At 57.7% G+C, this 12,439-nt stretch carries 8 protein-coding genes; 6 read left to right on the top strand and 2 right to left on the bottom strand.

Features of this window, described 5'->3' with window-relative positions:
• Positions 1 to 218 precede the first annotated feature (218 nt).
• Complete coding sequence (locus BOW52_RS14880; protein ID WP_078484871.1) at positions 219 to 956, bottom strand: DUF4347 domain-containing protein; 738 nt, start codon at positions 954 to 956, stop codon at positions 219 to 221.
• 890 nt (positions 957 to 1,846) lie between these two features.
• On the opposite strand from BOW52_RS14880, the gene BOW52_RS14875 reads away from it, so the two are divergent.
• The 6 genes from BOW52_RS14875 (at position 1,847) to BOW52_RS18025 (ending at position 11,648) form a co-directional block, all read left to right on the top strand.
• A complete protein-coding gene (locus tag BOW52_RS14875; protein ID WP_078484870.1) occupies positions 1,847 to 3,313 on the top strand; it encodes a complex I subunit 4 family protein in 1,467 nt (488 codons plus the stop codon).
• Positions 3,314 to 3,325: 12 nt separating this feature from the next.
• Positions 3,326 to 6,622, top strand: coding sequence for a DUF2309 domain-containing protein (locus BOW52_RS14870; protein WP_078484869.1), 3,297 nt, complete (start codon positions 3,326 to 3,328; stop codon positions 6,620 to 6,622).
• Entirely contained in the window at positions 6,615 to 8,165 is a 1,551-nt protein-coding gene (locus tag BOW52_RS14865; RefSeq protein WP_078484868.1) for an NADH-quinone oxidoreductase subunit 5 family protein, read from the top strand. The genes BOW52_RS14870 and BOW52_RS14865 overlap by 8 nt, the downstream gene beginning before the upstream one ends.
• A 13-nt stretch (positions 8,166 to 8,178) precedes the next feature.
• On the top strand, positions 8,179 to 9,693 hold the full coding sequence (locus tag BOW52_RS14860) for a complex I subunit 4 family protein (RefSeq protein WP_236725771.1): 1,515 nt from the start codon (positions 8,179 to 8,181) through the stop codon (positions 9,691 to 9,693).
• Positions 9,694 to 9,718: 25 nt separating this feature from the next.
• Positions 9,719 to 11,218 carry a complex I subunit 4 family protein gene (locus tag BOW52_RS14855; RefSeq protein WP_078484867.1) on the top strand — a complete coding sequence of 500 codons (1,500 nt, stop codon included), beginning with the start codon at positions 9,719 to 9,721 and terminating at the stop codon, positions 11,216 to 11,218.
• A 193-nt stretch (positions 11,219 to 11,411) separates the two neighbouring features.
• A complete protein-coding gene (locus tag BOW52_RS18025; RefSeq protein WP_078484872.1) occupies positions 11,412 to 11,648 on the top strand; it encodes an ATP-binding protein in 237 nt (78 codons plus the stop codon).
• Between the two features lie 57 nt (positions 11,649 to 11,705).
• Here BOW52_RS18025 and BOW52_RS14845 read toward each other — a convergent pair whose 3' ends face one another.
• A complete protein-coding gene (locus tag BOW52_RS14845) occupies positions 11,706 to 12,221 on the bottom strand; it encodes a DsrE family protein (RefSeq protein ID WP_078484866.1) in 516 nt (171 codons plus the stop codon).
• Positions 12,222 to 12,439: the final 218 nt, after the last annotated feature.

Below are 12,439 nucleotides of genomic sequence, written 5' to 3'. Positions count from 1 at the left end.
GTCGGGGCGCCGTAGGCATAAACGGTCGCGTGAAGTTTTTGCTGTTTGCTTGGGCTTGGATGCCCAAAACAAACTCTCGCAAAAATAGCGACTCCCCTGTAGAGTCAGCGGTTGGAGTGGTTGCCAAAAGATTGATGCTTGTAATAACTCCTGTTTTCGTCGCAGTGAATGAATTTCCGAATGCGTCTCCTAGCAGGACATTTGCTGATGAATCGTGGCTATTGGGGGTTACTCGTTATCGTTACTGGAACAAGGGTTTCACTATAAGCTGCTATCGCCTCATCGCTCAGGGCAACACGAGTCTCAACTGCATACGTAGACTCAAAAACCCAATCCCCCCCCAAAGAAGACGCACCGGTCAAATCATCAGAAGCAGAAATATCGGCATCAGTCGCAGCGGCCAGTTGGCGAACAAAGGCACTACCCTTCTTCCCCTTCGCCACATTACACCCATAAATCAGCAAATCGCCCTGTTCTTTCAGGGCGGCACCGATGGTTGTCAGTTCAGTTTGGTGTTGGTTAAGGTTGCTTTGGTCAATGGCTGCATCACCGAGTAGCAGGCGTCCCGGTTCACCGTGTGACATCAAATGAATGGCATCAAGACCGTGGCGACTTTTGAGGCTGTCAGCGATACGCTCCAGGCCTTCGCCCTTGCCTAGCAGCAGCACTTCGACATCTGGGCTGAGGCCCTTAAGTAGGGTTTCACGCTCGGCCACGGCGGCATCGATCACCAGTAGTTCATGGTGTTCGGTGTCACTAACAGGTGATTGCAGCGAAACGTCGTTCTGCATGGAATGGTATGACTCCGCTAGATTCACACTGCCTGACGGAGATGCTTCCGCAATTGTTGCGTAGCCGATGGTTATCAGACTTCCCACATACAGGGTTGCCATGACCATTACTGTGCTATCCAGGATTCTCTGTATCGATTGTTTGCTAGTGACCAAAGTCATCATGATTTTTCTTCCTTAAAAATTATTTTTTTTACACGACCTTTATCAAGCCGTGAGATTTGTTTTTATTAATCGATAACTTGCTGCCAACACCTTCAACACAATCGTAATGAATATGAAGTTATGTTCGCTCTACTAGCGATACTCATCGCCTTAGAATTAAATGTGGATTCGAATAACGAAAGAAGTGACGCTCGCATAATACCCAGGACATAAAGAGCATTATTCGAAGCGCAGATGGAAGGTGCTTAGCACATTCAGCAACAAGGGTTGCTGACTTAATAACAGAACTCATAGGGTCTCTTCTCAAACCCGGCATCCGACCGGATATTCACGTTTTTTTTCGTTATTAGTGTGTGTGTGTGGGGGGGGGGGCTGAGAAGTTAGATCGACTTCCATGCTCACTTATAATCCCTTGGCCCGGATACTACCTGACAATCATGACATTCGTAAACCTGCATTCAGTCAATATCAGGCACCGTAGTTAATAAATAAGTCAGCCCACCATCTGCACCACTTGCCAGTACTATGACTTGGGTAATTTCACCCGGACAGAGGGAAGATGAAGGCTATTTCCCCCTATCCCAAACACAAGCTATTTAGTAATCAGTCCGCACGTTCTTCAGTGGCCCAAAGCTTGTGAGCAGCCGGCAGCCACTGAGTCGAATGTTCTTCCCTTAATACGCTCCTCTTTGGGAGAACATGGTCAAACAGCCCCCCAGCCGTTCGAAGATGACAAATATAAAAACAGGCAAAACAGTCAGAAAAATGACATTCGAGCCCCTTCGTGGTAGTTTTTGCCGCCTTATTAATAAGTAAAATGGCCTGGGAACACGGATTATCTACTGTTCCCGACAACATCTAACACCTTCTGACTTAAGACTGGATCGGGAATGCACAACCTCACTCTGCTGCTGTTCCTCCCCATTATCGGCGCGGCGCTGATCGCTGTTCTGCCGAACGACAATCGCCAACTGATTCGCAACACCGCACTCGCCGCATCGGGTGCCACGCTGCTGCTCGGCTGGGGTTTGCTGCTCTCCTTCGATACCGCTAGCGCCGCCATACAGTTCAGCGTCAATGTTCCCTGGAATCCACGTCTCGGCACCTCTTTCTCACTCGGTATCGACGGCTTCTCGCTGCCGATGATCCTGCTCGCCACCCTGCTCAGTCTGATCGCAATCATGGCCTCGGCCAGCATCAAGGAGCGGGTTAAGGGCTACTACCTATTAATGTTGCTGCTCGAATCAGCGATGCTCGGCGTCTTCATGGCGCAGGACTGGTCGCTCTTCTACGTCTTCTGGGAGCTGACGCTGATCCCGCTCTTCTTCCTTATCGACCGCTGGGGTGGCAAGCAGCGTCACACCGCCTCGCTCAACTTCGTGCTCTACACCATGGGCGGCTCGGTCTTCCTGCTACTGAGCGTACTGATCCTCTTTGATGCCCTGCCTGGCCACTCTTTTGCCATGGACACCATGCTCGCCGGTGCCCGCGCCCTGCCGGAGCAGACCCAGATTCTGATCTTCCTCGGCTTCCTGATCGGCTTCGGCGTGAAGATGCCGATCTTCCCGATCCACGGCTGGCTACCGCTGGCGCATGTCGAGGCGCCCAGTCCGGTCTCGATCCTGCTCTCCGGCATCCTGCTCAAGATGGGCTCCTACGGCCTGATCCGCGCCGCCGACATGCTGCCCGCCGCAGTGCTCGCGCTGCAGGGGTTTCTCGCCGCACTGGCGCTGTTCAGTCTTGTTTACGGTGGCCTGCTCGCCTGGCGTCAGCGTGACCTGAAACGGATGATCGCCTACTCCTCGATCAGCCACATGGGTGTGGTACTGCTCGGCATCGCCACCATGAATGTCGCCGGACTGACCGGCGCGGTAATGCAGATGTTCGCCCACGGCCTGGTTGCCGGTGCGCTATTCCTGCTCATCGGTCTGCTCTATGAGCGCACCCAGACCCGCGATGTCACCCACTACAGCTCGCTGGTTCGCACCACGCCGCGCTTCGCTTTCTTCACCGTGCTCGCCTTTGTCGCCGCCGTCGGCATGCCCGGCACGGTCGGCTTCATCGCCGAGCTGCACGCCCTGATTGGCGGTTTCGAACGCTGGGGCTGGGTGGTCGTACTGCTGAGCCTCGGCGTGCTGATCAGCGCCGCCTATGCGATTCGCACCGTCGGCCGCCTCTTCACCGGCCCGGTCCGTAAGGAGATGGCCGCGATAGAGGATCTGCGCCGCACCGAGATGGTCGCCGCCGGGGTGCTCACCGCAGCCATCGTGCTAATCGGTTTCTACCCGACCCCGGCACTGGAGCTGGTCTCCAGCTCGGTTGAACAGATGAGCGCCGCGTTTGCGGGCACACTATAAGGAGCCGTAGCCGTGTCCAACGCCAGCCATTCCGCTACCATCGAAGAGATTCGCGAACGCCTTAACCACGCCATCGAGCACTTTGAACATGTGCTTCCCGGTCAGGCACCGATCAAGGACTTTGTCCACCACAACACCCTGCACGGCTACGAGAAGCTCCCCTTTCCCGACGCACTGGCGGCGGTGGAAGAGAACAGCGGTGTACACGGTTACCTGCCGATCGAGCAGTTCCGTAAATTCTACAAACAGGGACGCATCAACCGCACCGACCTGCAGCAGATTCTCAACGAGAGTCCTGAGCTGAATGCCGACGAGGTGCTGTTCCAGAGCACCTCGGGTCCCGTGAGTCGCGGCGAGATCACCATCGCTGCACTGGTTAACCCGCTCAACCGCCTCACCGGCTGCCAGCTCAACTGGAAGATTGAGGAGCAGGATGCACTGCACAGCTTCCAGGATGACGTCAGTGACAAGCGTCGTCAGCGACTGCTCAAGGCCGCCGCCGAGAAGGGATTCAACGGCGAGGCCGATGCGATCAACGATCTCTGGGGCGCCTGCCTTGAGGGGCTGGGTCTGGAGTACTACATTCTCCACCCCGAGGAGCTGATCGACCTCTCACCCGAGGATGCCGAACGCATCCTGACCTCGCTCAGCGGCGAGGAGTCGGGTGAAGAACACTCCCATCACCACCGCGCCCAGCAACATTCCAAGGAGCTGCTAAGCGAACTGCTCGAACGGGCCGGTTCCGACCTGACCCTGCGCGGTGTGCTGAAGGCGGTCACCGGTATCGATCTGCTCGACGAACTGCGACCGACACTGGTGCGCTACCTTGCCGCCTATCTCGATCAGGGCATGGCCGCCTGGCACAATATCGATCGCAGTGAGGGCTTCTACGCCGCCTGGCGCAACAGCGCCGCCAACGATCTCGGCTGGCTCTTTGATGATCTACCCGAATGGCGTGACGAGCTCGATTTTCTGCCCGAAGATCCACTCGAGACGATCATCATCGAGCTACGCCGTCTCGGTCTTGAGGCGTCGAAGTGGGAACGCTATCTGGAGCTGCTCTCGCTGGAGATTCCTGGCTGGTCGGGCATGTTCCTCTGGCGTCATCTCAATCCCGGTTACGAGGGTCTCGATACCAAGGTCGAGATGATCGACTACCTCGCGGTACGGCTGATCCTTGAGCGCCTCTTTGCCCAGCGCATCTGCCGCAAGCAGTGGCAGCTCGAGGCAAGCTTCGATGTGCTGCGCTGGTACTTCCAGCGCCGCAGCTCCGAGTTCCTGATTCGTTACGCGCTGTTCAACAGCCACCTGCCGGAATACCTGATCACACAGGCACAGCGCCAGATCGAACGTGCCCACTCCGAGACGGAGAACTACGCACCGTGGCAGCAGCTTGCCGATATGATCTGGACCTGGCAGCAGAGTCCTGCCGCCGACCGACCCGATAGCTACACCGTGCAGCACCATGCCTGGCAGCTGTTCCGCATCGCTCAGCACCTCGGCCTCTGCGGTGATGAGATACGCACCCTCAACACCGCACAGCTCGATGCGATGTTCGATCTGCTCGATGAGCTCAGCGACAACCGCGCCGGCTTTATCTGGCTGCGCGCCTATGAACGCCACTACCGCGAGCAGGTCTTCAACGCCATAGCCGCCAACCACGGCCGCGGCCGTAGGGCAGTCCGCGAACAGCGCCCCTCGGCGCAGGTCATCTTCTGTATGGATGATCGTGAAGAGGGAATCCGCCGCCATATTGAAGAGCTCGCCCCCAGTGTCGAGACGATGGGCGCCGCGGCCCACTTCAACGTCTTCAACTTCTGGCACGGTCTCGACGATGAGAAGCCGAGCGTGCTCTGCCCGGTGGTCGCGGTGCCGACACACGACGTGCGTGAGGTTGCCAAACCGGAGCATCAGCCGCTCGCCGAGAGCCATAGCCAGCGCCGTTCACTGAGACTAAAGATCAAGTCGCTACTGGCCCAGTCGACCCAGCGCAACATCTTCAGTTCGGCACTATTGATCACCGCTGCGGCACCGGCTGCACTACTGACACTGATCGGCAAGAGCATCGCCCCGTTCGGCTTCGGCCGAGCAGTGGAGAAGAGCCGCCAGAGTTTCGAGCAGGAGCGTATCGACACCCGTATCCAGTTCACTGCTACCGAAGCGAAGAGCGACGCCACCCCCGAGGCACCGCAGCAGGGCTTTACCGATAGCGAGCAGGCCGATCGTGCCGAGGCGTTCCTGAAGAACATCGGACTGCTGAGTGACCACTCACCGCTGCCGGTGATCATGGGTCACGGCTCGATCAGCCAGAACAATCCACATCTGGCCGCCTACGACTGCGGTGCCTGCAGCGGTCGCCACAGTGGCCCCAACGCCCGCATCCTGGCAGCGATGATCAACCGCCCCGAGGTGCGTGCACTGCTCGTCGAACGTGGTATTACGATTCCTGATGACACCTGGTTCATCGGGGCCGAGCACAACACCTGCAACGAGGAGATCATCTGGTACGACGCCGATATCATTCCCGAAGCGCTGCAGAAAAAGTTCACCACCCTGCAGGCACAGTTGCTGGAGGCCTCCGAGAAGTCGGCCCACGAACGCTGCCGCCGTCTCGCCTCCGCACCCGACAATCCGAGTCTGAAGCAGGCGTATCGCCACATCGCCGGTCGCGCTACCGATTTCAGTCAGGCACGCCCCGAGCTGGGCCACGCCACCAACGCCTCAGCGCTGATCGGTCGTCGCTCGGTGACCCAGGGTGCCTTCTTCGATCGCCGCATCTTCCTCATCTCCTACGACCCAACCACCGACGAGTCGGGCGCGGTGCTGGAGCGACTGCTGCTGGCCAACGGCCCAGTCGGTGCCGGTATCAGCCTTGAGTACTACTTCTCCACGGTGAATAACGAGGAGTACGGCTCCGGTTCCAAGGTGACCCACAACGTCTCCGGCCTGCTGGGCGTGATGGACGGCACCAGTGGCGATCTGCGTACCGGCCTGCCGCGACAGATGATCGAGATCCACGAGGCGATGCGCCTACTGGTGATCTGTGAGGCGACAACCGAGATGCTGACCGAGATCTACAAACGTCAGCCACCGATTCAGGAGCTTGTCGGCAACGGTTGGCTGCTGCTCGCCGCCAAAGACCCCGACAGCGGCACCATCCACAGCTTCGATCCGAGTCAAGGCTGGATTGAATGGGAGGGTGATCAGCCGCCCCTGACCACGGTGAAACGCTCACCCGACTGGTACAACGGTCACAGCGAGCCGCTCACCCCGGCGCTGATCGAACAGCAGGAGGTGGCAAATGCTTAACACCCTCATCTGGCTCGTCCCGGCCCTGCCGATATTCGCCGCCCTCTGGATCGGCATTGGCTATCTGGCCGGTTTCAACCGCGGCGAGATCGGCGAACAGCCGACCGCACAGATCGCCATCAGCGCCACCGCCATCTCACTGATCTTGATGCTGGTACTCGATGCCAGCGCAATCATGGCCGGCAACGCACCGGGGCAGATCGCCCTCGCCCCCTGGCTCACCACCGGCAGCTATCAGGTGCTGCTCAGCTTCACCCTCGATAACCTGAGTCTGGCGATGGCAACACTGGTGGCGCTGATCTCACTGCTGATGATGCGCTTCTCGGTCAATTACATGCACCGTGAGGCGGGCTTCCAGCGTTTCTTCATGATCATGTCGCTCTTCAGCGGTGCGATGCTGCTGATCGTCACTGCAGGCAACGCGGTCTTTGCCTTTATCGGCTGGGAGCTGGCGGGCGTCAGCTCCTACCTGTTGATCGGCTACGCCTTCGACCGACCGACTGCGACACAGAACGCCACCCGCGCCTTTGTCACCAACCGTATCGGCGATGCCGGTTTCATCATGGCGATCTTCCTCAGCTTCTCCTATCTCGGCGGTATCGAATGGCCATTAATCACCAGCGAGGCGCACGATCCCGACGGTATCGGTGCCGGTCTGATCGCGGGCGGTTTCCTGCTCGCCGCGCTGGCAAAATCGGCGCAGGTCCCCTTCTCGCCCTGGATCGCTCGCGCCCTGGAGGGACCGACCCCTTCGAGTGCAATCTTCTACGGTGCACTGATGGTGCATGCCGGTGTCTACCTGGTCGTTCGTCTACAACCGCTGTTCGAGCAGTCACCGATGGCGATGGCGGCACTGATCATCTTCGGCCTGCTCACCATGCTCTACGGCTACTTTGGTTCACTGGTGCAGACCGACGTAAAGAGCGTTTTGATCTTCTCCGTGACCACCCATGTCGGACTGATGTTCCTGCTCTGCGGCCTCGGCCTGTTTGAAGTAGCTGTCATCTACATGGTGCTGCACGCCGTGTGGCGCGCCTGGCAGTTCCTCACCGCGCCATCGATGATGCACGACATGGTACGCCCCACCCGTCCGGTACCGGCGTGGCTCGCCAAACGCCGCGCCTTCTACACCGCCTGCCTGCAGCGCTTCTGGCTCGACAATCTCGCCGACGCGCTGTTTGTACGCCCGACCCAGGGACTGGCCCGTGATGCACAGCGCTTCGATGAGAAGGTGGTCAACCAGCTCGCCGGTCTGCCCGGCTCCGCTAACGCCCTCTCCTCACTGGCCGAGTGGGAGAACCGTAAGGGAGTACTGGTCGAGGGTGAGATCGGTCGTGGCAGCGGTGTCTTCGGCAAGATAATGGAGTGGATCGCCTCTGGTCTGCACTGGTTCGAGGAGCATCTGGTACTGAAGAGCGGCGGTGAGGGACTGCTGAAACTGATTCGCCATATCGGTGCCTACCTGACCCAGATCGAGATGCTGCTGAGTCAGCCGCGTTATCTCATTCTGCTTATCGCCATCACCTTCATCGTGATTATTTGAGGAATCTGCCGAAGTGATCATCACCGAACAACACTGGAGCACCAGCCTCGACTTCCCACTACTGGCCGTGATGCAGCTGCTGCCGCTCATTGCAGCCGCCGCCCTGCTGATATTGCGCGAAGGTCGTCACCGCTTCACGATCGCCTATCTCGTCACCGGCGCCGAACTGCTCCTGGCAATCCTCCTGTTTATGAAGTTCGACCACACCACCTCCAACATGCAGTTTGCCGAGCAGCTGCCGCTGTTTGGACCACTGCTCTACCACGTGGCGGTTGATGGCATCAGCGTGCTGTTTATTCTGCTGACCGCACTGCTGAGTCTGATGGTGGTGGTCTACGGTCGCGTGATTCCGATTGAACAGACCTCACGTTTTCTCGCTGCAGCACTCGGAGCCGAATCGACCTTGATGGCGATGTTCATGACCACCGACATGCTCTGGTTTGTACTGGTCTCGATTTTCGAGCTAGCGATTGTCGGTTACCTGCTGTGGCGCTGGGCCACCTCACTGGAGCGCAATATCGCGCTGGCGCGCTACCTGCAGTTTATGGGCACCAGCGCCACACTGTTGCTGGCGGGTGTACTGATGCTCGGCTGGAACTACGTCGATGTCACCGGCGTCTGGAGCTTCGATCTGCCGCGCCTGCTTGAGGTGCCGATCGCCGCCTCGATCCAGTCGGTGCTCTTCTTCCTGCTCTTCTACGGTCTGGCCATTCGTACCCCACTCTTCCCGCTGCACGGTTGGTTGCCGGTGGCGGCTGAGCACGGCACCGTGGCGGTCGCGCCGGTATTCCTGCTGGGGCTCAAGATCGGTGTATACGGCATGCTGCGCTTTGTCTTCCCGCTGCTGCCCGATGAGGTGCTCTACTGGCAGCCTTTCATCGTCGCCTTCGCCGTGGCCGGTATCTTCTACGCCGCCACCCTGGCGCTGATGCAGACCAACCTGCGTCGCCTGCTCGCCTTTGCCGTGGTCAGCCACACCAGCGTGCTGGTGATCGGGCTCTTCAGCCTCAACCACACCGCCTTTCAGGGCAGCACCATGCTCTCGGCCAACTTCGGTCTCGCCAGTGCCGGCCTGATTATGATGACCGGTATCGTCTTCTGGCGTACCCGCACCATGCAGCTCGACCGTCTCGGCGGTCTCTTCGACCACCTGCCCTTTATCGCCATCGCGTTTTTGATAGCCGGTCTCTCGATCGTCGGCATGCCCGGCACCCCCGGCTTCGATGCGGCGCATCTGATGCTGGAGGCGGCAATCGGAGAGTTCGGCGCTCTTGTCACCGTGGCAGCGGCGGTCGGTAACGTGGTGGCCGCAGGCTTCCTGCTCTGGTCATTCCAGCGCGCCTTCCTCGCGCCCAAGCCCGAGAGCATGACACGCGAGATCGCACCCGCTTCAACACTGGAGCTGATCCTGGCCAGCACCATCATCACCGTGCTGCTCACCTCCGGCTTCCACTCCGATCCGTGGCTGCAGCTGATCGAACACTCATTCGATGGCCTCAACACACTCTACGGCGCCACCGCTCACTGAATGGTCGTTACAGGAATCTCTACCGATGCTTGATACAGTTACCAACGACTTCCCCATTCTGAGTCTGATGATCGTCTCGCTGCCGGTTGCAGCGCTACTGATCTGGCTGACCCCCGACCCGCTACGTGCGCGCTGGATCGCGCTGACTGCCGCACTGTTTGATCTGGTGCTCTCGCTCATCGCCGTGGCGCAGTTCAATCCAGCCAACAGCGGCTTTCAGCTGGTCGAGCGCCACAGCTGGATTCCGACGCTCAATGTCGACTACCTGATCGGCGTTGATGGCATCTCGATTCTCTTTCTGCCGCTGACGGTATTGCTCTTCATTGGCGTAATCCTCGCCTCCTGGAACACAACCCGAACCCTGCCGCGTCTCTATTTCATGCTGCTGATGGTGCTGGAGAGTTCGGTCATCGGCATCTTCTGTGCCCTCGACACCATGCTCTTCTTCCTCTTCTGGGAACTGACGCTGATTCCGACCTACTTCCTGATCAGCCTCTGGGGTGTCGGGCCCAACCGTCGCTACGCGGCGGTGAAATACACCCTCTTTATGATGGCCACCGGTGTGCCGATGCTCTTCGGTTTCCTGGTACTCGCCTTCAATCACACGGGGGCTAGCGGATTGGTCTTTGATTACCAAACGCTGCTTTCCACACCGCTCCCGGCTGAGCTTCAGACTGCCGTCTTCTTCCTGCTGCTGGTTGGCTTTGCTGCCAAGGCGGGTGTGGTGCCGTTCCACTCCTGGTTACCGACGGTAGCGATGGAGGGTCCGGCCGCAATCACCGCCATCATGGTGGGCCTGAAACTGGGGCTATACGGTCTGATCCGTTTCACCATTCCACTCGCACCCGAGGCCGCGCACGAGTTCCACTGGCTGCTGGCCGGACTGGGAATCTCTGGGGTGATCTACGGTGCGATCCTGGCGCTGGCGCAGAGCAACCTACGACGCATGCTCGCCTTCTCCAGCATCAGTCACGCAGGTCTAGTTGTACTCGGTATCGCCTCACTTGAGATCATTGGTCTGCAGGGCGCGCTGTTCCAGCTACTCAACTTCGTCGTCCTGGCAGGTGGCATCTTCCTGCTGACGGGTTACCTACACCAACGCATCGGCTCAACCGACTACGCCAGCCTCGGTGGTGTCGCCAAGAGCATGCCGTTGCTCGCCGCCTTCTACTTCCTCTTCGGCATTGCAGGCATGGGCGTACCCGGCACCAATGGCTTTGCTGCTGAACACGCTATTCTGATCAGCGTACTCGATGCCCACACCGGCACCGGACTTGCGGCACTCTTCGGTCTGATCCTCGGTGCAGGCTACTTCCTCACCATCTACCGTCAGGCCTTCCTCGGCCCGGTACAGAGCACCGTCGTCGCCGATAGCCTCGACCTGAAACGGCGTGAACTGACCATCATTATGGTGATGGCACTATTGATCATCGGAGCGGGACTCTATCCCAATGGGGTTTATGATCTGACGCGAAGCGCGAGTGAGGCGTGGGTAAGTGGTGTCACTTTACAAGCAGGTAGCTAACGCCTCGGATCAGCGGATCAGCCATCAAACAGTACCAACACAGCGTTTGTTGGCGAACTATTTATAGTCCAACCCAATAGCTCAATAGTGAGACGACGATAACAACGATTAAAGTAATTAAGAATTTGTGTACTGTGGAAGACTCTGAAAGGGCATCCACATTACTATTTTCTTTGGATGATTCCGATCGCCGATCTCGATAGAGATTGAGGATGATGGCTGCGACACTGAGTCCGAACAGATTGCCAAGATCTTTGAACCCTTCTACACCACCAAGACTGTAGGCGAAGGAACCGAACTGATATTAAGCCACGCCTACTTCATCGTTAAACAACACGGTAGATCGATAGAGGTAGAGAGCATCCTATTGCGAAGTCGCAATGCCTGGAACGTTAACGCAAGCAAATGCGATCAGCCAAAAGGCCCATAAAAAAAGAGGCTCGCAGCCTCTTTTTCTCAATACCCATCGACCGGGCTTCAAACATACCTATTCGATCTTGATATAGGCGAAGCCTTCGTGCTGCAGCTCGGCAAGACGTACCACACCGGAGGGAACCGATTCGATGCCCTCATAGAGCTTATCGGCGGCGAGATTAATCTGTGAACGGGTGATATCGCAGAGTTCGAGCTTAACCTCCTGCACACTGTGTAACGCTTCGAGACGGCCTTTAATATTGGCTCTGCGCTCAGCCATCGCGGCATCTTCGGCAAAGGGGGTATCCTTGAGCTTGTCATTGGTGACGAAACGGATGCCGTGGGCGACAAAGATAATACGTACGTCGTACTCGATCAGTTCATTCTGATAGTGAGTAACCATATTGTTAATGCTGGTCAGCATCGAGCTGAAGCGGCGTGGATCAGAGAAGTCGGCGTGGTAGACAACCTTTACAACATCATCATCGGCAACAGCCTTGGAAGCGATTCCGACACCGATAACGAACAAAAATGCAAACACAATGAACTGGATAATGCATCTTTTTGTCAGGCTACAACTACTCTTCATCGCTCACTCCGCCTCATTCAATATCGTTGAATGAAGATACTGTAGTTACCGCTCAATATCTCTACAGGTAAACCCTAATAGCACGATCGATAAGCTATTAAGGGTATTAGCTCATACTCATCAATCGCTGACCGCCATGGATAGCGAAGCGAAGGCGGTTAGTCCGCGATAGTCGACGCCGTCTGCCTATTCGTAGTTGAGAGCGCGAGCGAACGACG

The organism is Solemya pervernicosa gill symbiont, assembly GCF_002020875.1.
In the GTDB taxonomy this organism is placed as follows: Bacteria; Pseudomonadota; Gammaproteobacteria.
The sequence above is the reverse complement of the archived record's forward strand: the minus strand, read 5'-3'. Positions and strand labels throughout refer to the sequence as shown.